Raw genomic sequence first — 21,187 nt, forward strand, 5'->3', positions numbered from 1 at the left:
CCTCCACGGCTACAACTACCATCGCTGCCACACCGCCCTCGGAGGCCAGCCACCCATCAGCCGTGTGAACAACGCTGCGGGTCAATACACCTAGCCCTCGCCCGATCCCGCGGCGCGTTGGCTAGGCATCTTCCGCCCCGCCTCATGAAAGGCGGCGATCGCTTCACCGTTGGTTCTCGCCCATGCGGTGAGCTGCGCGATGGGCTCCTCCAGGGTGCGTCCCAGCTCGGTCAAGCCGTATTCCACCCGCGGTGGCGCTTCGGCGTACACGCGCCGCTCGACGAGCCCGTTGCCCTGGAGCCGACGCAGCGTCTGTGTCAGCACCTTGCGCGAGACGCCTCCGATCACCTCGGCCAACTCCCCGTGCCGCAAGGGGCCGTCACTCAGAGCGAAGAGCGTGACCACGGCCCACTTGCCGGCGATGATCTCGATGGCCAGCCGGGCGTGGCAGTCGGCGAGGAAGACGGTTCCCGGGCGGAGGCTCATGTGCCGAAGGGTACCTAGGGGTACCTGTCGGCCCCCTAACGTCGACGGCATGCAGCGCACAGTCCGGAGGGATGCCGGGGGTCGCGTTCGGCGGCTTCTTACGCCGGCAGGACCCACGGGGCCTTCAACCGCCACGGCCGCGCACGAGGATGCCCGCCCGAAGGTGTGCGTGCGACCGCATCAGCCAGTAGATCCATGTGCTCACGTGAGGGAAGTCGTCATGTCCGAGCCGACCACCTATGTACTCGTCCACGGCGCCTGGCACGACGGGCAGTGCTGGGACCGTGTCGTCCCCCTGCTCACCGCCCAGGGCCACCGCGTCTTCGCCCCGTCCCTCATCGGCCACGGGGACAAGGCGCACCTGCTCGGCCCCCATGTGGGGCTCACCACCCATGTCGACGACATCGTCGGCCTCATCCTCGGTCACGACCTGACCGATGTCGTCCTCGCCGGGCACAGCTACGCGGGAATGGTCATCTCCAGCGTGGCGAACCGGATCCCCGAGCGCATCTCGCGTCTCGTGTACATCGACGCGATGGTGCCGACGCACGGTGAGAACGCCATCGACGTCATGCCGATCACCCAGGTCATGATCGACGGTGCCGCGGCCGGCGCCCAGCCCTGGCGCATTCCGCCGCTGCCGGAGCTTCCCGCGCCGCTCGGCCTGTTCGGCGTCACCGACCCCGATGACATCGCCTGGCTCAGGACCACGCTCACCGACGAGTCGGTCCTCTGCTTCCAACAGCCGGCCGAGATGGACAACCCCGCACAGGCGTTGATCCCCCGGGTTCACATTCTCTGCGTCGGCAGTGCGCCCGAAGGCATCGCCCGCCGGCCCGTCCCGGAGACGCAGCCCAACGGTGAGCCGTCCCGCGTCCACGAGCTGAAGACCGGTCACGACTCCATGATCACCGAGCCCGTGGAGCTCAGCGGCCTGCTGCTCAGGAACGCCTGACCCACGAAACGGAGCACGGCCGGGTGGCTTCGACGATCCCCATGACGGCGCGTCGCCACCGAGAGTGAGACCGGGCGAACGTCTCACGGTCGCGTACGAGGGCTCTACAACTGGACGGTGGTGCCGGGCTCCAGGCAGTCGATCGGGGTGCCCGTCAGGCCGTTCTCGCCGAGGAGGGTGGCGGTGGACTGCCGGCCGAGGTCGCTGAGCATGAGTTCGTGGATCTGGATGACGCGCCCGGGCTTGACGGCCCGGACGTAGTCGGCGGCTTCGCCGAGCTTGGTCCACGGCCCGCTGGTCGGCAGCAGGAGGGTGCGCACGGGAGCCTTGGGCGCGAAGTAGGCGTCGCCGGGGTGGTAGAGGACTCCCTCGTCGAGGAGGTAGCCGACGTTGTCGGGGCACGGGATGTCGGCATGGATCGACGCGTGGCGGTGGCCGTGGACATCGACGGTGATGGGGCCGACGGTGAAGGTGTCGCCCGCGATGACGGTGTGCACGCGGCTGTTCGGGCCGCCCAGGGCGGACGTGACGGCCGCCGTGCCGTAGACCTGGAGGTCCGGCCGGCCTTCGAGGGCTGCGGCGACGACCTTCTCGTCGAAATGGTCGAAGTGTTCGTGAGTGATCAGTACGGCGTGAGCCCGGGAGACGGCCTCCGCCGCGTCCGGGGTGAAGGTGCCGGGGTCGATGACCAGGCGGGTGCCGTCCTTCTCCAGCGTGACGCAGGCGTGGGCGTGCTTGGTGAGCTTCATGGGGAGTCCCTTCCGGCCTGACGAATATCTACAGCCAAACTGTACATGTTGGTTGTGCATAATGAGGGCAAGGGTCGGTGCGGCTCGGCCTCGGCCGTAGGGGCGCGTTCGCGCGGTGCACCGGTGAACCATGCACCCAGGGTGTACAGCCTGGTTGACGAGTTGCGGGTAGGCTGCGGGCATGGACGACGAACGGCTGGCCGAAGATCTTCGCTCGACCGTCGGGCAGCTCGTACGCGCTGTGCGTCCTGCCGACACGATGCCCCCCGGCGAGGCCGCCGTCCTCGGGTACCTGGACCGCGGTGGTCCGCTGACCACCGCCGACATCGCCCAACAGCGGGGAGTGAGCCATCAGTCGGTCGCCAAGGCGGTCAAGGAACTCCTCGGTCACGGCTTCGTGCATGCCGAGGCCCATCCCAGCGACGGGCGCAAGCTCCTGCTCCGCCTCACCGCGGCGGGAAGCAGCCGACTGACCGAGGAGCGCCGAAGGCGTGAGGACTGGCTGGGTACGGCGATCAGCGAGGTCCTGAGCTCCGAGGAGCGGGAGACGCTCGCCGCGGCGCTGCCCCTGCTGTCACGCCTGACCGCGCACTTGAAGACCAAGTAGGCCGGCCCCCTTCGAGGGCTCGCCCGAGGGTTGTCGCGTGAGGGCGGCGCCTGGAAGGGGTGCGGCAGCGTCCGTCCGTCACATGTTGATCATGTGGCCGGCCAGCCCGTGCACGGCCTCCTTCACTGCCTCGCCGAGCGTCGGGTGTCCGTGCACATTGCGCGCGACCTCGTGGACCGTCAGGTCCCACTGCTGGGCGAGCGTCAACTCCGGTAGCAGTTCGGTTACTTCGGGGCCGATCAGATGGGCGCCGAGGAGTTCGCCGTGGCGCGCGTCGCTGAGGATCTTGACGAATCCCGCCGTCTCGCCGAGACCGTGGGCCTTGCCGTTCGCCGTGAACGGGAACTTCGCCACCTTGACGTCGAAGCCCCGTTCGCGGGCCTGCGCCTCGGTCCAGCCGAAACTGGCGATCTGCGGCTGACAGTAGGTCGCCCGCGGGATCATGACGTAGTCGAGCTCCATGGTCTCCGCGTCGGCGATCGTCTCGGCGGCCACGATCCCCATCGACTCGGCCGCGTGCGCCAGCATCAGCTTCGCCGTCACGTCACCGATGGCGTAGATGTGCGGCACGCTCGTCCGGCACCGGCCGTCGATGTCGATGGCGCCGCGGTCGGTGAGCTTCACCCCGGTGTTCTCCAGCCCGTAGCCCTGAACGCGCGGCTGGAACCCGATCGCCTGGAGCACCTTGCCGGCCTCCAGCGTCTGCCGCTGGCCGCCCGTGGTCACCATGACCTTGACCCGGTCGCCGGAGTCGTCGATCGCCTCGACACGGGTGGACGTCAGCACATTGATGCCGAGCCGCTTGTAGCGGCGGGCCAGTTCGGCGGAGACCTCCTCGTCCTCCAGCGGGACGATCCGGTCGAGGAACTCCACGAGGGTGACCGGGACCCCGTAGTTGTGGAGCACATAGGCGAACTCCACACCGATGGCGCCGGCACCCGCGATGACGATGCTGTCCGGGAGGGTGTCCGACAGGATCTGCTCCTCGTACGTCACCACGCGCTCGCTCAGCGAGGTGCCGGGGAGCAGCTTGGTGGTGGCGCCGGCGGCGATGACGCAGTGGCCGAAGGTGACGGTCTCCGTGCCGCCGTCGGACAGGGCGACGTCGAGCGTGCGGTCGTCGCGGAAGGTGCCGCGGCCGGTGTACTGGGTGATCTTGTTCTTCTTCATCAGGTAGTGGACGCCCTTGACGCGTCCGTCGGCCACCTTGCGGCTGCGGGTGAAGGCCGCTCCGTAGTCGAAGGTGACCTCTCCGTTCACCTGGATGCCGAAGGTCTTGGCCTCCTGGGTGAAGATGTGGGCGAGCTCGGCGTTGCGCAGCAGCGCCTTCGACGGGATGCACCCCACGTTCAGGCACACACCGCCCCAGTACTTCTCCTCGACGATCGCCGTGCTGAGTCCGAGCTGGGCGGCCCGGATCGCCGCGACATATCCTCCCGGACCGGCGCCCAGGACCACCACGTCAAAGTGTGTGCTCATGGCGGCCAGCCTAGAACGTCGGCTCCCTCGGCGAAGGGACGAGCGCGGCCGGGAGGCCTTGGGCCACCGCGCCGCGACACGCGTGAGGGCCGGCCCCCGGGGTGGGAGCCGGCCCTCATGCCAGGTGTCAGACCAGGTCGAACCGGTCCAGGTTCATGACCTTGTCCCAGGCGGCGACGAAGTCCTTCACGAACTTCGCGCCGGCGTCGTCGCTCGCGTAGACCTCGGCCAGCGCGCGCAGCTCGGAGTTCGAGCCGAAGACGAGGTCGGCACGCGTGCCGGTCCACTTGACCTCGCCCGTGGCGTCGTCACGCGCCTCGAAGGTGGTCGCGTCCTCGGAGGTCGCCTTCCACGTCGTGCCCAGGTCGAGCAGGTTGACGAAGAAGTCGTTCGTGAGCTGTCCGGGGTTCGCGGTGAGGACACCGTGCGAGGACTGGCCGTGGTTCGCGCCCAGGACACGCAGACCGCCGACGAGGACGGTGAGCTCGGGCGCGCTCAGGGTCAGCAGGTTGGCCCGGTCGAGCAGCAGGTACTCGGCCGGAAGACGATTGCCCTTGCCGAGGTAGTTGCGGAAGCCGTCCGAGGTCGGCTCCAGCGCGGCGAAGGACTCCGCGTCGGTCTGCTCGTCCGTCGCGTCGACGCGGCCCGGGGCGAAGGGCACCTGGACGTCGTGCCCGGCGTCCTTGGCGGCCTTCTCGACGGCGGCGACACCACCGAGGACGATCAGGTCGGCCAGCGAGACGTGCTTGTCGCCGGCGTTGAAGTCGCGCTGGATGCCCTCCAGCGTGCGCAGCACCGACGCCAGCGTGTCGGGGTCGTTGGCCTCCCAGCCGCGCTGCGGCTCCAGACGGATGCGGCCACCGTTGGCGCCGCCGCGCTTGTCGCTGCCGCGGAACGTCGAGGCCGACGCCCACGCGGTGAAGACCAGCTGCGCGACCGTCAGGTCCGAGCCGAGGATCTTCGCCTTGAGGGCGGTGACGTCCTCGGCGCCGATGGCCTCGCCCTGCGCCTCCGGCAGCGGGTCCTGCCACAGCAGCGTCTCCTCCGGGACCTCGGGGCCGAGGTAGAGGGACTTCGGGCCCATGTCACGGTGGGTCAGCTTGTACCAGGCGCGCGCGAAGGCGTCCGCGAACTCGGCCGGGTTCTCGTGGAAGCGGCGGGAGATCGGCCCGTAGACCGGGTCGAAGCGCAGCGACAGGTCCGTCGTGAGCATCGAGGGGGCGATCTTCTTGGCCGGGTCGTGGGCGGCCGGGACGGTGCCCTCGCCCGCGCCGTCCTTCGGCTTCCACTGGTTGGCGCCCGCGGGGCTCTGGGTCAGCTCCCACTCGTAGCCGAAGAGGATGTCGAAGAAGCCGTTGTCCCACTGGGTGGGTGCGGTCGTCCAGGTGACCTCCAGGCCGGAGGTGATCGCGTCGCCGCCCTTGCCGGTGCGGTACGTGCTCTTCCAGCCCAGGCCCTGCGCCTCGATCCCGGCGGCCTCGGGGTCGTCGCCGACGCTCTCCGCCGGACCGGCGCCGTGGGTCTTGCCGAAGGTGTGACCGCCCGCGATCAGGGCGACCGTCTCCTCGTCGTTCATCGCCATCCGGCGGAAGGTCTCACGGATGTCGCGGGCCGCGGCGATCGGGTCCGGGTTGCCGTTCGGGCCCTCGGGGTTGACGTAGATGAGGCCCATCTGGACGGCGCCGAGCGGGTTCTCCAGCTCACGGTCGCCGGTGTAGCGCTCGTCGTCGAGCCAGGTGGTCTCCGGGCCCCAGTACACGTCCTCCTCGGACTCCCACACGTCCGCGCGGCCGCCGGCGAAGCCGAAGGTGTCGAAGCCCATCTGCTCCAGGGCGACGTTGCCGGTGAGGACCATGAGGTCGGCCCAGGACAGGCTCTGGCCGTACTTCTTCTTGACGGGCCACAGCAGACGGCGGGCCTTGTCCAGGTTGACGTTGTCCGGCCAGCTGTTGAGGGGGGCGAAGCGCTGCTGGCCCGCTCCGGCGCCACCGCGGCCGTCGCTGATGCGGTAGGTGCCCGCGCTGTGCCAGGCCATACGGATCATGAAGGGGCCGTAGTTGCCGAAGTCGGCGGGCCACCAGTCCTGCGAGGTGGTGAGCACCTCGGCGATGTCCTGCTTCACGGCGGGCAGGTCGAGGGACTCGAAGGCGGCCGCGTAGTCGAAGTCCTCGCCGAGCGGGTTGGCCACGGCGGGGTTCTTGGCGAGGATCTTCAGGTTGAGCCGCTCCGGCCACCACTGGCGGTTGCCGCCGCCCTGGGTCGGGTGCGGAGCGCGGTCGTGGGCGACGGGGCAGCCGCCTGCGCCCTCCGTTTTCGCGTCGGTGACGATCGCGTCATGGTTCTCAGACATGGGAATCCTTCCGGACGGGCCGATCTCGGTGCTCAGCGACTGCGGGTGGGGGGAACAGCCGGGGCGGGGCCCCGGCGGGCGGCCTCGGAACCGTCCAAGGGATCGACGGGGAGGCCTCGGTCTTCGGACGGGAACGGGCCAAGGGCGTGCCCGTCCGCACGGCCGGGGGCGGGGACGGCGTACACGGCTCGCGCCGGACCGGCTGGACCGGTCCGAAACGGGGTACGCATCCCGCCACGGAGGGCGGACGGAGGGCTGGGTGCGACGAGCGGGGAGGTACGGCGCCGGGCCGCCCGCCTCGGTGGCGACCGGGTCGACGCCGAGAGGATCCCGGGCTCCGGGAGAGCCCCGGGCTGCGTGTCACGACGGCCGTCACCCGCAGACCGGCGCCGTGAGGTCCCACGGCGGTGGTCCCGACATCTGAGTCTCTCCTGCCGTACCGAAGTCTTCGTGTCCCTTGGCCAGTGCCAAAACCGATCCTACGATGGACAGAGTCCAAGTCAAGAAGGACACCAGACCCATATTCGATCGGACCCAGGATGCGCACAGATAAACTGCGGGTTCCCACCGATCCCGAAAAGGTGAACCGATATGAGTGACCTGCTGGAGCGACTGCGAGGGCGTGGCTGGCGCATGACCTCCCAGCGGCGTGTCGTTGCGGAGGTCCTCGACGGCGACCACGTGCATCTCACGGCCGACGAGGTGCATGCCCGCGCGGCCGAACGGCTGCCCGAGATCTCCCGGGCGACCGTCTACAACGCCCTGGGGGAGCTCGTCTCGCTCGGTGAGGTCATCGAGGTCTCCACCGACGGCCGGGCCAAGCGCTACGACCCCAACGCCCACCACCCGCACCAGCACCTGGTGTGCTCCAGCTGCGGCACCGTCCGTGACGTGCACCCGACCGGGAACCCGCTGGCCGACCTTCCGGCTGCCGAACGATTCGGTTTCACGGTGGCCGCCGTCGAGGTCACCTACCGGGGGCTGTGCCCTTCGTGCGCCTAGGTGCCGCCGGCCATTCCCTGGGACCCGTCCGGCCGGCCGCCTAGGCTTCCGCCGTGGACAAGTTCGAGTGGGACACCTCACAGCCGATACGGATCAGGCCGGGCGAGCCGGCCGACGCACAGGCCGTTCTGGACATGCTCGACGGAGCGGTGGTCTGGATGAACGCCCGAGGCAACACCGAGCAGTGGGGCACGACCCCGTTCTCGACGACGCCGAGTCTGGTGGAGCGGATCGATCGGTACCTGACCGAGAACACCGCCTTCGTCGCCGAGGACGGCGGCAGACCCGTCGGAGCCCTGGTCCTCGACACCGGGCCCAACCCGCAGATGCCGATCGGCCCCGCCGGAGAACCCGAGCGCTACGTCCGGCTGCTGGTGTCCGACCGCCGGCGCACCGGCCGGGGCGTCGGGGCCGCGCTGCTGGCCCACGCCGCCGAGGAGACCCGGCTGGCCGGTGTGGGCCTGCTGCGGGTCGACTGCTGGGCGGGCGGCGGGGGCGAGCTGGTCGCCTACTACGAGCGGCAGGGATTCACCCCCACCGAGCCGTTCCTGTCCGGGACCTGGCCCGGCCAGGTGCTCGCCCGGCGGATCGGCGCACCGCCCGCGCACGGCGATCAGGTGAGGTAGTCGGCGCGCGGCCCGTGCTGAGTGATCAGGTGAGGTAGTCGGTGACCAGCTCGGCGAACTCCTCCGGTGCCGCCAGCCGGATCCCGAGGGTCTCGGCCTTGGCGCGCTTGGATCCGGCCCCCTCCCCGGCGACGACCAGGCTCGTCTTCTTCGACACGCTGGAGGAGGAGCGTCCCCCGGCACGCTCGATGAGCTCGTTCATCTGGTTGCGGCTGAGCTCCTCCAGGGCCCCGGTCATTGCGCCGGTGACCACCACCGTCATCCCGGCCAGAGGCCCCCCGGCCGTCCCACCGCCCTCCGCGTCCGCGCCGTCCTCGCCGGGTGCGGCGGGCGGGGTGGCCCCGGGCTCGGTCATGTTGACCCCGGCGGCGACGAGTCCGTCGATGAGCGGGGCCAGTTCCGCCAGCTCCGCGACGATCGAGGGGGCCTTCTCCGTGCCGATGCCCTCGACCCGCTGCATCGTCTCCGCGTCCGCCGCGCGAATCGCGTCCATGCTGGCGAAGTACCGGGCGATGCGCCGGGACATGGAACGGCCGGTGCCGCGGACACCGAGCGCGCACAGCACCCGGGACAGCGGTTGGCCCTTGGCCCTCCCGATCGCCGCCAGGAGGTTGTCGGTGCTGGTCTCGCCCATCCGCTCCAGAGCGAGCAACTGCTCGCGGGTCAGAGCGAACAGACCGGCGAGATCGGTGACCAGGCCCGCCTCGACGAGCTGGACGACCCGGGTGTGGCCGAGGCCCTCGATGTCGAGCTGGTCGCGGCCGGCCGCGTACGAGAGGGCGGCCACCAGATGACAGTTGCGGCCCTGTTCACAGCGCCAGCGCTGTTCACTGGTGTCGATGGCCGACCCGCAGTTCGGGCAGGCCTCGGGGAAGGCGATGGGCTGTTCCTCGCCGGTGCGCAGATGGGCGACGGGCGCCTCGACACGGGGGATGACGTCCCCGGCGCGGTGGACCATCACATGGTCGCCCAGCCGCAGATCGCGACGTGTGATGTCCCCCGGGTTGTGGAGCGTGGCGTACGTGATCGTCGAGCCGTCGATCTCGACCGGTTCCAGCACGGCGCGCGGGGCGATGATGCCGGTACGGCCCACGTTCCACTCGACGGCCAGCAGCCGGGTGATCTTCTCGACGGCCGGGAGCTTGTACGCGACCGCCCAGCGCGGCGCGCGTGAACCGGACCCGGCCGCGCGCTGGTCGGCCGCGAGGTCGGCCTTGATCACGATGCCGTCGATCCCGAACGGCAGTTCGGCGCGCAGGCCGCCGATCTCCCGCACCCGGTCCAGGACCTGCTCGGCGGTCGCCGCGGTGACGCCGGGGACGGCCGTGCTCGCGGTGGTGTTCACCCCCAGTTCCGCGGCTCTGGCCATCAGTTCGCTGTGCGCGAGCTCGTCGAGCCGGGCGGCCGTGTCCGCGTCGGTGCCGGGCACCGGAAGCAGGCCGTAGCCGAAGAAGGTCATCGGGACGGTGTACGCGCGTTCCCTGGCGCGCAGTGTGCCCGCCGCTGCGTTGCGCGGGTTCGCGAACGGCTGACCGCCGTGCGCGGTGCGCACCTCGTTGGCGTGCTCGAACTGCGCCGTCGTCATGAGGACTTCGCCGCGCACCTCCAGCGTGACGGGTTCGGTGAGCTCGCCGGGCAGCCCCTCGATCGTGCCGATCGCGTGCGACACGTCCTCACCGGCCGTCCCGTCCCCGCGGGTGATCAGCCGGGTGAGCCGGCCCTGGTCGTAACGCGCCGCGATGGCCAGGCCGTCGAGCTTCGGCTCGACGCTGTACCGCTCCACCTCATGACCGGTCCGCCGGGCGAGCGAGGCCGTCCAGGCGGTGAACTCCTCGGGTGAGAAGACGTTGTCCAGGCTCAGCATCGGCATCGTGTGCGGGACGTCCCCCTCGACGGCGCCGCCCGCGACCTTCCCGGTCGGCGAGTCGGGCAGCACCTGATCGGGATGGCCGGCCTCCCACGCGGCGATGCCCCGCACCAGCCGGTCGTACGCGTCGTCGTCCAGCACGGAGGTGCCGCCCTCGTAATAGGCGGCCGATGCCTTCAGCGCGTCCTCGACCGCCTGCGCGTAGGCGACGGCGTCCACGATCACTGCAACAGGTGTTGTCATACCCGCCATCCTGCCTGCCACCACTGACAATGCCCTCCCGCCGTGCCTCGCAGGGGAACGCACTCGGGCGATGCGGGCAGAAGGGTCTGCGGAGATGACAGGGGCCGGTGGGGTGAAGTAGACCTTGGCGTATCCGTGGGACCCGGCGGGCTTCGGCTCCGCCGTGCGGGCCTCGCCCCCGTCCCGCCAGCCGACTTCAAGGAGTGGCCCATGCTCGCCGCGCTCGGTCTCGGTCCGGCCGAGGAGGAGATCTACCGTCTCCTGGTGAAGCGCGGACGGGCGGCCGTCCAGGAACTGGCGGCCGACGGCGGCCGCCCCGATTCCGAGGTGCGGGACATCCTCGCCGCCCTCGCGGGACGCGGTCTCGTCGTGCCCCAGCCCGTCGAGGGCGCGGCCACCCTGTTCGTGGCGGCGCCGCCCGCGGTCGCGCTGGGCGGCGAACTGCGGCGTCGCCGCGACGAGTTGAGCGCGGCGGAACACGCTGTGCTCACCCTCGCCGAGCAGCACCGCACGGGTGCCGAGGGCGGAGCGGTCGAGGTGATCAGCGACATCGACGCGGTGCGTCACCGGTTCCGGCAGCTCCAGGAGTCCGCCCGGCGCGAAGTGCGGTCGATGATGGTGCCCGAGCAGAGCGTCGTGACGCGCGACGACAACACCGCGGAAGGGGCGGGCATGCGCCGCGGAGTGCTCTACCGGACGATCCTGCACCGGGACGCGCTGACCGAGCCGGGCGTGGTGGCCCAGGCCCTCGCGGTGCTGGCGGCCGGACAGCGGGTCGGGGTCGCCGACGCCGTGCCGGTCAAGCTCATGATCGCGGACCACGATCTGGCGATGCTGCCCCTGTTCAGTGGCCGCAACACGGCCGCCGCCTCCGTCCTGGTGCACCCCGGAGGTCTGCTGGACGCGCTCGTCGCCTATTTCGAGCTGGCCTGGGAGCAGGCGTATCCGCTGTCGCCGCAGGCGGCGGGTGACGGGCTGGTGGAGCAACGGCCGGACGCCATCGACGAGTTCGACACCCGGATGCTCGCTCTGGTGCTCGCGGGACTCACCGACCAGGCGGTCGGCGCGCGCCTGGGCGTCTCCCGTCGCACCGTGCAGCGGCGCATCGGTGAACTCATGGCACGGGCCGGCGCCGAGAGCCGTGTCCAGCTCGGCTGGCACGCCGCGCGCAGGGGCCGGGCCTGACGTCCTCCCGCGTGGCGTCGGCGGGCGTCAGTGCCCCCGGACGACGGGCGCGGGCCGCGCGGACCGGGTGATGACGAGGTCCGGTTCGCGCGGCCCGGGAGGCAGGCCGGTGCCGACATCGGCCTGCCGTAGTTCCGCCAGCAACTCGGTCTGTCCCGCGAGCAGTTCGGTGAGGATGCGGCGGGCGGCGCGCAGTAGTTCGGCGACGTCCCCGCCCGCCAGCGCGTAACTGACGGTCGATCCCTCGCGGATGGACACCACGATCCCCGAGCGGCGCAGTACGGCCAGTTGCTGCGAGAGGTTGGACGGTTCGACCTCGATCTCGCTGAGCAGGTCGCGTACCGAGACGGGGCCGGTCTGAAGCAGTTCCAGGACGCGGATGCGCACGGGGTGTCCGAGCATGCGGAAGAACTCGGCCTTGGCCTGGTAGAGGGGAACCTGCCTGGTCAAATTCGTTCGCTCCCTGCCGCCTGGGGACGGGCTGTTTCTCCGGCTGGTGCGGTCGTCGTCCGCGCGCTCGAGCGGTCCCTGAAGGACCGATCCTGTCGGCTCCACCTCCGCACGCCCACGTGATTGACTCGATCTGGATTTACCTAATTGAAGAAGTCTTCAAGTCGTGGGCATGCGAAGGTGCGGAGAACGTGGCTGTCTACACCTCTAGTTCGGCTTCGATGCGTGCGAGCTGGTGGCGGGCCATGGCCAGGTTCGACGTCCCCTTGTTGAGCACGAGGTAGAGGAACAGACCGTTGCCGTCACGGCCCGTGAGCGGGCGGATCAGGTGGTACTGGTTCTCCAGGGTGATGAGTACGTCCTCGATCTTGCTCTTGAGTCCGAGGTGCTCCATGGTGCGCACCTTGGCCCGCACCACGTCGGTGTTGCCGGCCGCGGCGACGTTCAGGTCGAGATCCTTGCCACCCCCCAGGGTGCCCAGGGCCATGCCGCTCGTGTAGTCGACGAGAGCGACGCCCAGCGCGCCCTCGATCGACGTCATCGTCTCCTTGAGGGAGATCTCCACATTTGCCATACCTATGTCTCCTTCGGGTCACCGCGCGGACGGAGGAGCCGACCGGCCGGTGACCCGGACCCTACGGACCGTCCGCGGCGGGCGGCCGGGTTGTTTCGGGACTGGCGGAAGGAGGATGGAACAGTGCTTCGGGAGGCATGGAATTGATCGCCATTGCCCGACCGGTGATCACGAATGTCGTCCTGCGGCGAACTCCACGAACCACGCCGGCATCCCGGTCGCCTCCCGGGCCGGACGCGGCGCTCAGCCGGCCTCGATGTCGCGGAGCAGTTCTTCCGCGCGCGGCCACGGGCCGTAGCCGGACGCGGGGTTGAGGTGGCCGACCTCGCCGAGTTCCACCAGGTCGGCGCCCCAGTCGAGCGCCAGCCCGGCGACCCGCTCGGCCGTGCCGAGGGGGTCGTTCGAGCTCGCGGCGACGACGCTGGGAAAGGGCAGCGGGCTCCGGGGCACCGGTGTCCAGCCGTTCTCGCCGAGTTCCCCGGGACCCGGAAAGCCCTTGGGCAGCGGAGTGTCGAAGTCCGGCGGGGTCACCAGCAGCGCCCCGCGTACCCGCGCGGTGCACGTCCGGGCCCAGTGGACCGTGGTGATCACGCCGGCGCTGTGCGCGACGAGCACCACGGGTCTCGCCGTCTCGGCGACCACCTTGTCGAGCGCCGCCACGCGGGCCTCGCGGCTCAGCGGGTCCTCGGTGAGCGGCGGGACGGTGCGCACGGTGCGCCCGGCCTCGGCCAGCCGGTTCGCCAGCAGGGTCTGCCAGTGGTCGGCGACATGACCGCGCAGTCCCGGGACGATCACGATCACCGGCTCGGTGGTGCTCACGCGGTCACCACCGCGTCCTCGGGTTCCGCCGCGGGAGCGGGTGCGCTCGTCAGACGGCGCAGATCACGCTCGTAGAAGTGGCGGCCGACCAGGAAGGCGAGGGTGGCGGCCAGCGCCGTGAGCGGGATGATCCGCAGGGCGCCGAGCAGTCCCGTGCCGTCGGCGAGGGCGCCCGTCACGGCGGGTCCCGGAGCCAGTCCCAGCAGGCTGTTGGCCAGGGTCAGGGTGGCGAAGGCCGTCGCGGAGATGGACACCGGGGTCAGATTCGCCACCATGGCGGTCGCGGGCCCCGCCGTTCCGGCCGACAGCAGGGCTCCGGCCGCCAGAACCGCCAGCTGGAGCGGGCCGGTCGGCAGCCGGAAGGCGGTCATCAGCAGGGCGAGCGAGCCGATGCTGCACGCGATGGCGACCGACCACTTGCGCAGGGGGAACACCCGGCTGATGCGGTCGGAGACGATGCCGCCGCCGATCATGCCGACGCCGATGACGAGGATGAAGACACCGGCGGTCGCTCCCGCCTTGGCGGTGGGCATGTCGTAGTAGCGGTTGAAGAAGCTGGGCAGCCAGGCCATCAGGGAGGCGGCGATGAACAGTTGGAGACCGCTGCCGACGTACGCGCTGATCACCGAGACCGAGGAGAACAGCCGGGGCAGCAGCACGCGCAGTCGGCCCCGCGGTCCGGGATCCGGCTCCGCGTCGGTGGAACCGGACCCCGGTGCCAGCTTCCGCTCGGTGACCACGAAGCCGTAGACCGCGGCCAGCACCAGGCCGAAGATGCCCATGACCCCGAACGCCCAGCGCCAGCCCAGGTGTTGGGCGACGGCGCCGCCGATCGACACGCCCAGGACCGAACCGAAGGCACCGCCGGCGATGAAGGCGCCGGACAGGGTGGCGCGCAGAGCGATCGGGAAGATGCTCAGGACCACGGCGATGCCGACACTTCCGTACGCGGCCTCGCCGATGCCGACGAAGAGGCGGCCGACGAACAACTGGCCGTAGTCCGCGGAGACCGCGCAGCCCAGGGTCGCCACGCTCCACATCGCCGCGGCGAGCAGCAGGCTCCTGACCCGGCCCCAGCGGTCGGCGATCAGCGACATGGGGAAGGTGAACAGGCCGACCATGAGGGCGACGACACCGCTGAGCGTGCCGAGCTTCGCGTCCGTGAGCAGCCACTCGCTCTTGAGGTCGGGGAAGACGGCGTTGAGGACCTGCCGGGACATGTAGTCGGACAGCAGCAGGCCGAAACTGAGGGCGAAGACCACCCAGGCATAGCGTCGGGACACGGGCCATCGGGACGAGGCGGTCGGGTCCGTCCAGGGGATGGATCCGGCAGGGGTGTGCAACTCCATTGTCATCACCTCACGCGCTGTTGGGGGGGAAGGGGCCTAGAAGGGTCTGTCGCCGACGATGCCCGCGCGTTCCATGCGGCGGACCGCGGGCCAGTAGTCCTGTACGGCGTAGTGCTGGGTGGAGCGGTTGTCCCAGATGGCGACGCTGTTCGGGGTCCAGCGCCAGCGCACCTGGTACTCCGGGATCGCGGCCTGCCCGATCAGGTAGTTGAGCAGCAGGCTCGCGCCCGGGGCGAAGTCCTGTCCGAACCGGATGTTCTCGGGCGTGTGGTAGTTGACGAAGTGGGTGGTGAACGCGTTGACGAAGAGGATCTCCTCGCCGGTCTCCGGGTGGACGCGCACCACCGGATGCTCGGCGTCGGGGAACTGCGCCTTGAGGGCGTGCCGCTTCGCCTCGGGCATCACGGCGCCGAAGGTCGCCTCGATGCTGTGCCGGGCACGCAGCCCCCGGATCTTGGTCCGTACGTCCTCGGGCAGCCGGCGGTACGCCGCCGCCATGTCCACCCAGATCGTGTCGCCGCCGACGGGCGGCCCCTCGACGCAGCGGAGCACGGCGCCCATCGACGGGTTCTCGCGCCAGGTCCCGTCCGTGTGCAGGGCGTTCTCGTAGTGCTCGGCCGGGCTGTCCAGGTCCTTGTAGATCCGCACCAGGCCGGGGTGCTCGGGGTCGCTGCCGGCCACCGGGTGGTCCTCCAGCGCGCCGAAGCGCTCCGCGAAGGCGACGTGTTCGGCGCGGGTGATGTCCTGGTCGCGCAGGAACAGCACCTTGTACTGGAGCAGCAGGGACTTGATCTCCGCGAAGAGGTCGTCGTCGCGAGCGGCGTCGCCGAGGTTCACCCCGGACAGTTCGGCGCCGATCGTGCAGGTCAGCGGTTCGACCCGGATCGAGCCGCGGTGGTGGGCGCGGACCGGCGCGCCCTCGGGCGGAGCGAGCGTGTGTTCCATGATGCTTCCTCCTGGTGACAGCGGAGTTGACCGCGGGGGAGTGGCGCGTTCAGAGCACGAAGACGGACGAGCCGGTGGTCCGTCCCCCTTCGAGTTCACGGTGCGCCCGGGCGGCGTCCTCCAGGGCGTGGCGCTGGTTGACCTTGATGTCGATGCGTCCGGAGCGGACGTGGTCGAAGAGTTCGCCGGCGAGCTCCGCGCGTTCGGCGGGGTCCGCGATGTAGTCGGCGAGGGCGGGCCGGGTGACGAACAGGGAGCCCTGGACGGCGAGTTGCATGGCGTCGATGGGCGGGACGGGGCCGGAGGCGGTGCCGAAGCAGACGAGCAGGCCGCGGCGGCGCAGTGAGGCGAGCGAGGAGGCGTACGTGCTTTTGCCGACGCTGTCGAAGGCGACCGGGACCCCTGCGCCGTCGGTGAGTTCGCGGACCCGCTCGGCCACGTTCTCGCGCCGGTAGTGGATGACGTGGTCACAGCCGTGGGCCCGGGCCAGTTCGGCCTTCTCCTCGGTCGAGACGGTGCCGATGACGTTCAGTCCGAGCAGCTTGGCCCACTGGCAGACGATGAGTCCGACGCCGCCCGCCGCCGCTGTGAGCAGGATCGTGTCCCCCGCGTCGAGGGGGCGGATCCTGCGGAGCAGATAGGCGGAGGTCAGACCGCGCATGGTCATCGCCGCGGCGGTCTCGAAGGAGATGCCGTCCGGCAGCCGGATCAGGGACCCGGCGGGCATGACGCGCTCCGTGCTGTACGCGCCGAGCGGGCTTCCCGTGTACGTGACGCGGTCGCCCTCGGCGAACCCCGTGACGCCCTCGCCCACGGCCTCGACCACGCCCGCCGCCTCGACGCCGAGACCGGCGGGCAGCGGCGCGGGGTAGAGCCCGGTACGGAAGTAGGTGTCGGCGAAGTTCAGTCCGACGGCGTGGTGGCGGATCCGGACCTCGCCGGGCCCGGGGTCGCCGACGACGACCTCCTCCCAGCGCAGGACCTCGGGACCGCCGGTCTCCTTGAATCGAATGGCGTGGGCCACGGGGGCGCTCCGTTGTTCGTGTCGGGTGGTTGTGGGGTGGATGGGGAGGAGGGGAGGGGAGGCGGCCGCCGGAGCCGGGGGGTCTGGCTCCGGCGGCCACGTGGCAGGACGGGCCCGGTCCGTCGCGGCGGTGAATCTCGGGCCAGGGGTGGGCGTACGCCCTCGGGCCGGGCGCGGCGGGATCTTCGGTCCAGGTGTCGCGGGACCGTCGGGCCGGGTGTGGCGGAACCTTCGGGCCGGGCGCGGCGGGTTCCTCGATCAGGTCGCGCGGAGCCGAGGGTCAGGCGTCGCGGAGCATGAAGCCGCGCCGGCCGGGACGGCGGTTCGGCACCATGCCGAGCTGCGCGAGCGTCTCGTCGGTGCCCGAGTAGGTCTCGCCGATCCGGTAGATCTTCCTGGCCTCCGCGCCGGTGGCGATGTCACGGCCGAGCGCCTCGGAGATCCGCACCATCTGCTCGACCTGCTCGACGCTGGACATGCGCTCGCCCTTGCGCCGCCACAGGTTGTCCTCGTTGCCCACCCGGACGTGCACGCCGAGCGCGATGCCGATCGCGTTCATGGGCGCCACCGCACGCATGGAGCTCTCGATGGTGAGGACGGCCCCGTCGGGAACGCGACGGACGAACTCGATGAGGTCTGCGGGGTGCCGGCCGGCGAAACCGCCGCCGATCGCCACGTAGTTGAGGACCAGCGGGCCGCTGTAGACACCCGACCGGATCAGGCGCTCGACGGTTTCGAGCTGGGCGAGGGTGGCCAGCTGGAAGTGCGGCTGGATGCCGTTCGCGCCGAGCCGCTCCAGGTGCTCCAGGTAGAAGTCAGGACCGGCCTCCAGGTACATGTCCCGGTACGCCTTGTAGTAGTCCGGCTTGGCGATCGACGTGCCTTCCAGGTCCTCGTCGGTCATGATCTCGACGATGTTCATCTGGCTGGTGTTGATCGCGATGGTGACCTGGTCGGGCTTCGGATCCAGGTCGGCGAGCATGTGACGGCTGTCGAAGTCGAGCCACTTGGCCTCCGAGCCCTCGCCCTCGGGGGCGAAGGAGATCGACCCGCCGATCTGGAGGACCATGTCCGGTACGGCCTCGCGCAGCCGTCCGATCAACTCGTTGAACATGGACAGGCGCTTGGAGCCCTTGCCGTCGAGCTCGCGGACGTGGATGTGGAGAACGGTGGCACCGGCGTTGTGGCAGTCGACGGCCGCCTGCACGTGTTCGTCCATCGTCAGGGGAAGGTCGTCGGCGTCGCCGGGAAGCCATTCGGGCCCGTAGGGAGCGGCCTGGATGACCAGTTTTTCCTGGTTCTCGGGGAAGAGCGAGTCGTCGTGGAAGTGCACGGTCCGTCTCCTTCGTCGGATCGGTGATCACTCGCCGGGGGGCATCGCCGCGAGCTGCGCGGGCCTGGGAGTTCCGGCGGGATCGATGCGGGTCACCGGTGACAGCGGGCGCGAGCCGGCCCGCCGCGATCGGCCGGTCCGGAGGGAGTACGGGGGAGTGGTGCAACTCCATCCGCCGGCCGACCGCTTGTTCTGTGCGGTGGTGCCAAGGTAGGGCCGCATCCGGGGACGTGCTTGCCGCCAGGGGACAGATGATTTGTCATTTGGGGACATCGGTGACGCGGCACTCCCGGGGAGCCGCGTGTGGTCCGGTACGCCCGTCCCACCCGTCACGGCAGGTGCCCGGCAAGGGAGTTGGGGCGTCGGCGCGCCGGGAGCGCTACAGGGTCCTGCTCCCGCGCCACGCCCTGGCACTGCACCCGAACTGCTCGCGGAACCACCGCGAGAACCCGCTCAGTGACGAGAACCCCAGCAGGTCCGAGATCTCTGTCAGCGACCGCCGCGGATTCGCCACGAACTGCTCCGCGAGGTGGCGCCGGGTGGTGTTGAGCACCGAGGAGAAGGTCTCGCCCGACGCGGCCAGATGGCGGTGGACGGTGCGCCGGTCGACGCCGAGACTGCGCGCGACCTGTTCGATCGTGCAGCGCCCGGTCGGCAGCAGGACCTCGATCAGTTCGCGCACCCGGTCCGCGGCGGTGGTGTCCTTGGGGACGGCGATCGCGTCGAAGTACTGGCGGGCGTACTCGCGCATCAACGGGTCCGCCATGGCGTTGGGGGCGTCGAGGTCGTCGGCGTAGAAGACGATCCCGTCGACCTCGCGGCCGAACTCCACGATGGGCCCGAACGCGTGCCGGTGCGCCGAGGTGTCCGCCGGCGCGGGGTGCCGGAACCACACGGAGAGCGGCTGCCAGCTGGCGTGCAGGAAGTCGCTCAGGATGCGGTGGAACGCGGCGACGGCCAGCTCCGTGGCCTGCCGGGACTCCATCGGTTCACCGAGCCGAAGGCCCACCTTCAGCGTGGCCAGTCCGTCCCCCTCGGACAGCCGGGTGTGCAGCACCTCGTTGTACATGTACTGATGACGGATCAGCAGTTCCAGCGCGCTGCGCACGTCCGGTTCCTCGCGGACGACCAGGCTGATGGGTCCGAGGGTGGAGAAACGCCGGAACTCCGCGAGCCGCACCCCGAAGTCCTCGTGACCGGACTCGGCCGCCGACAGTTCCAGCACCTGGACGGCCGCCGTGCCGGAGATCCACCGGTCCTGGACGGTGAGGGCCGCGGTGTCCAGGCCCACCCGCTTCAGCAGGGCCTGCGGATCGATCCCCAGGGAGCGGGACAGCTCGACATAGCCGCTCAGGGCGGCGGTGCGGACCAGCGGTTTCATGGGCGCGCTCCAGGAATGTCCCGAAAAGCCAAGTTTCCTGTCCCGCCATGACAAGCGGGGCGGTGGTCGAGGAACCTAGCATGACGCCGTTCGCCGGAGCGTTCAGGCCACCTGCCATGCCGATGGCCGGCCGTTCCCGGGGGACCAGGTGGCCAGGACGCACACCCGTGGGTCACGCTTCGCGATGTGATCCGACCGCGCGCCACCGCCGCGCCCCGCGCGACGAACTCAAGGAGATACCCGGCATGACCAACCTCGTCACCCTTCTGGCCGCCACCGTCGCGACCCACGGCGAGCGCGTCGCGGTCCGCCACGACGACAGCACGCTCACCTACGCCGAACTGGACGACGCCAGTGCGCGGGTGGCCGGGCTGCTGCGCGAGCGCGGTCTGACGCCGGGCGACCGTGTCGCGCTGACCATGCCCAACGTGCCGCTGTTCCCGGTCCTCTACTACGGCATCCTGCGCGCCGGCGGAGTCGTCGTCCCGATGAATCCGCTGCTCAAGGCCCGCGAGGTCGCCTTCGCCCTGCGCGACTGCGGAGCGCGGATCGCCCTGGTGTCCCCGCTGTTCGCCGAGGAGGTGGCCAAGGCCGCCGCGGAGACGGGCACCGACTGCCTGGTCACCGACCCCGGGACCTTCGACGCCCTGCTGCGCGGCTACGAGCCCCTGCGCGACACCCCGGACCGGGCCGACGACGATCCCGCCCTGATCCTCTACACCTCGGGCACCACCGGCACCCCCAAGGGCGCCGAACTGTCCCACCGGAACCTGGCCCGCAACACCCTCACCACGGCCGAGACCCTCCTTCAGGTCGGACCGGACGACGTCCTCTTCGGCGGCCTGCCCCTCTTCCACGCCTTCGGCCAGACCTGCGCGCTCAACGTGGCCGTCGCGGCCGGAGCCACGCTGACCCTGCTGCCCCGGTTCGACCCGAGAAGCGCTCTGGAGGTCGTCGTCAGGGACAGGGTGACCGTCTTCCTCGGGGTGCCGACGATGTACGCGGCCCTGCTGCACGCCGACCTGCCGGACGGCTTCGACGCCGGTCTGCTGCGGCTGGCCGTCTCGGGCGGGGCAGCGCTTCCGGTGGAGGTCCTGCACGGATTCGAGCGGCGCTTCGGCGCCGCCGTGCTGGAGGGCTACGGACTGTCCGAGACCTCACCGGTCGCCGCGTTCAACCACCCGGACCGCCCGCGCAAGGCGGGCTCGATCGGCGTGCCCGTCCGCGGGGTCGAGATGAGGCTCGTCGCCGAGGACGGGGATGTGGCCGCGCCCGGCGAGGTCGGTGAGATCGCCATCCGCGGCGAGAACGTCATGACCGGGTACTGGAACCGCCCGGACGCCACCGCGGAGGCGATCCGCGACGGCTGGTTCCACAGCGGAGACCTGGCCCGCGTCGACGAGGACGGCTTCTACTTCATCGTCGACCGCAAGAAGGACATGATCATCCGCGGTGGCTACAACGTCTACCCGCGCGAGATCGAGGAGGTGCTGTACGAGCACCCCGCCGTCGCCGAGGCCGCCGTCGTCGGCGTGCCGCACCCCCTGCACGGTGAGGAGGTGGCGGCCGTGGTCACGCTCAGGCCCGGGGCCGAGGCCACGGCGGAGCAGATCCGCGCCTACGCCAAGGAGCGGGTCGCCGCGTACAAGTACCCCCGGGTCGTCGAGATCGCGGCCGAGCTGCCCACCGGCCCCACGGGCAAGATCCTCAAGCGCGAGATCGTGATCAGCGGCTCCTGAACCGGTCCGTGGTCGTGCACCCGT

19 protein-coding genes are annotated in these 21,187 nt (G+C 70.6%); 6 read left to right on the plus strand and 13 right to left on the minus strand.

The genetic code is table 11. From position 1 onward, the window contains the following. Positions 1-90: 90 nt before the first annotated feature. Complete coding sequence (locus ACZ4AA_RS22625) at positions 91-486, minus strand: winged helix-turn-helix transcriptional regulator (RefSeq protein WP_467605263.1); 396 nt, start codon at positions 484-486, stop codon at positions 91-93. A 220-nt stretch (positions 487-706) separates the two neighbouring features. Here ACZ4AA_RS22625 and ACZ4AA_RS22630 point away from each other — a divergent pair, with 220 nt between their 5' ends. Continuing rightward, positions 707-1,441, plus strand: coding sequence for an alpha/beta fold hydrolase (locus ACZ4AA_RS22630; protein WP_467605266.1), 735 nt, complete (start codon positions 707-709; stop codon positions 1,439-1,441). A gap of 104 nt (positions 1,442-1,545) precedes the next feature. Here the strand turns inward: ACZ4AA_RS22630 and ACZ4AA_RS22635 are convergent, their stop codons facing one another. Then, positions 1,546-2,190 (minus strand): MBL fold metallo-hydrolase, encoded by a 645-nt coding sequence (locus tag ACZ4AA_RS22635; RefSeq protein WP_467605270.1) that lies wholly within the window; start codon positions 2,188-2,190, stop codon positions 1,546-1,548. A 181-nt stretch (positions 2,191-2,371) separates the two neighbouring features. On the opposite strand from ACZ4AA_RS22635, the gene ACZ4AA_RS22640 reads away from it, so the two are divergent. Then, complete coding sequence (locus tag ACZ4AA_RS22640) at positions 2,372-2,797, plus strand: MarR family winged helix-turn-helix transcriptional regulator (RefSeq protein WP_467605272.1); 426 nt, start codon at positions 2,372-2,374, stop codon at positions 2,795-2,797. A 78-nt stretch (positions 2,798-2,875) separates the two neighbouring features. Here ACZ4AA_RS22640 and lpdA read toward each other — a convergent pair whose 3' ends face one another. Next, positions 2,876-4,276: a dihydrolipoyl dehydrogenase gene (gene lpdA, locus ACZ4AA_RS22645; RefSeq protein WP_467605275.1), complete on the minus strand. Its 1,401-nt coding sequence runs from the start codon at positions 4,274-4,276 to the stop codon at positions 2,876-2,878. A 127-nt stretch (positions 4,277-4,403) separates the two neighbouring features. Continuing rightward, the gene (gene katG / locus ACZ4AA_RS22650; RefSeq protein WP_467605279.1) at positions 4,404-6,626 is read right to left on the minus strand and encodes a catalase/peroxidase HPI; all 2,223 of its coding nucleotides are present in this window, start codon (positions 6,624-6,626) and stop codon (positions 4,404-4,406) included. A 591-nt stretch (positions 6,627-7,217) separates the two neighbouring features. On the opposite strand from katG, the gene ACZ4AA_RS22655 reads away from it, so the two are divergent. Together ACZ4AA_RS22655 and ACZ4AA_RS22660 are read left to right on the plus strand one after the other, a co-directional pair. Next, positions 7,218-7,628 (plus strand): Fur family transcriptional regulator, encoded by a 411-nt coding sequence (locus tag ACZ4AA_RS22655; protein ID WP_467605282.1) that lies wholly within the window; start codon positions 7,218-7,220, stop codon positions 7,626-7,628. A gap of 53 nt (positions 7,629-7,681) precedes the next feature. Beyond that, positions 7,682-8,254, plus strand: coding sequence for a GNAT family N-acetyltransferase (locus tag ACZ4AA_RS22660; RefSeq protein ID WP_467605285.1), 573 nt, complete (start codon positions 7,682-7,684; stop codon positions 8,252-8,254). Positions 8,255-8,279: 25 nt separating this feature from the next. Here the strand turns inward: ACZ4AA_RS22660 and ligA are convergent, their stop codons facing one another. After that, positions 8,280-10,373, minus strand: a complete 2,094-nt coding sequence (gene ligA / locus ACZ4AA_RS22665) for an NAD-dependent DNA ligase LigA (protein ID WP_467605287.1) — start codon at positions 10,371-10,373, stop codon at positions 8,280-8,282. Positions 10,374-10,574: 201 nt separating this feature from the next. On the opposite strand from ligA, the gene ACZ4AA_RS22670 reads away from it, so the two are divergent. Then, on the plus strand, positions 10,575-11,549 hold the full coding sequence (locus tag ACZ4AA_RS22670; protein ID WP_467605290.1) for a helix-turn-helix domain-containing protein: 975 nt from the start codon (positions 10,575-10,577) through the stop codon (positions 11,547-11,549). A gap of 27 nt (positions 11,550-11,576) precedes the next feature. Here ACZ4AA_RS22670 and ACZ4AA_RS22675 read toward each other — a convergent pair whose 3' ends face one another. The 8 genes from ACZ4AA_RS22675 to ACZ4AA_RS22710 form a co-directional block, all read right to left on the minus strand. Continuing rightward, positions 11,577-11,999, minus strand: a complete 423-nt coding sequence (locus ACZ4AA_RS22675) for an ArsR/SmtB family transcription factor (protein ID WP_467605294.1) — start codon at positions 11,997-11,999, stop codon at positions 11,577-11,579. Between the two features lie 199 nt (positions 12,000-12,198). Then, a complete protein-coding gene (locus ACZ4AA_RS22680) occupies positions 12,199-12,573 on the minus strand; it encodes a hypothetical protein (protein WP_467605298.1) in 375 nt (124 codons plus the stop codon). Between the two features lie 243 nt (positions 12,574-12,816). Next, positions 12,817-13,392, minus strand: a complete 576-nt coding sequence (locus tag ACZ4AA_RS22685; protein WP_467605302.1) for an RBBP9/YdeN family alpha/beta hydrolase — start codon at positions 13,390-13,392, stop codon at positions 12,817-12,819. Beyond that, on the minus strand, positions 13,389-14,675 hold the full coding sequence (locus tag ACZ4AA_RS22690) for an MFS transporter (protein WP_467605306.1): 1,287 nt from the start codon (positions 14,673-14,675) through the stop codon (positions 13,389-13,391). Before ACZ4AA_RS22690 ends, ACZ4AA_RS22685 begins: the two co-directional genes overlap by 4 nt. A gap of 102 nt (positions 14,676-14,777) precedes the next feature. Next, a complete protein-coding gene (locus ACZ4AA_RS22695; RefSeq protein WP_467605311.1) occupies positions 14,778-15,686 on the minus strand; it encodes a TauD/TfdA dioxygenase family protein in 909 nt (302 codons plus the stop codon). A gap of 49 nt (positions 15,687-15,735) precedes the next feature. After that, positions 15,736-16,710, minus strand: coding sequence for a quinone oxidoreductase family protein (locus ACZ4AA_RS22700; protein ID WP_467605314.1), 975 nt, complete (start codon positions 16,708-16,710; stop codon positions 15,736-15,738). 280 nt (positions 16,711-16,990) lie between these two features. Next, positions 16,991-18,043: a beta-keto acid cleavage family enzyme gene (locus ACZ4AA_RS22705; RefSeq protein WP_467605317.1), complete on the minus strand. Its 1,053-nt coding sequence runs from the start codon at positions 18,041-18,043 to the stop codon at positions 16,991-16,993. 379 nt (positions 18,044-18,422) lie between these two features. Beyond that, entirely contained in the window at positions 18,423-19,424 is a 1,002-nt protein-coding gene (locus ACZ4AA_RS22710) for an AraC family transcriptional regulator (RefSeq protein ID WP_467605321.1), read from the minus strand. A 245-nt stretch (positions 19,425-19,669) separates the two neighbouring features. Here ACZ4AA_RS22710 and ACZ4AA_RS22715 point away from each other — a divergent pair, with 245 nt between their 5' ends. After that, the gene (locus tag ACZ4AA_RS22715; protein WP_467605325.1) at positions 19,670-21,163 is read left to right on the plus strand and encodes a long-chain-fatty-acid--CoA ligase; all 1,494 of its coding nucleotides are present in this window, start codon (positions 19,670-19,672) and stop codon (positions 21,161-21,163) included. Positions 21,164-21,187 lie beyond the last annotated feature (24 nt).

This window comes from Streptomyces sp. NPDC024698, assembly GCF_055559015.1.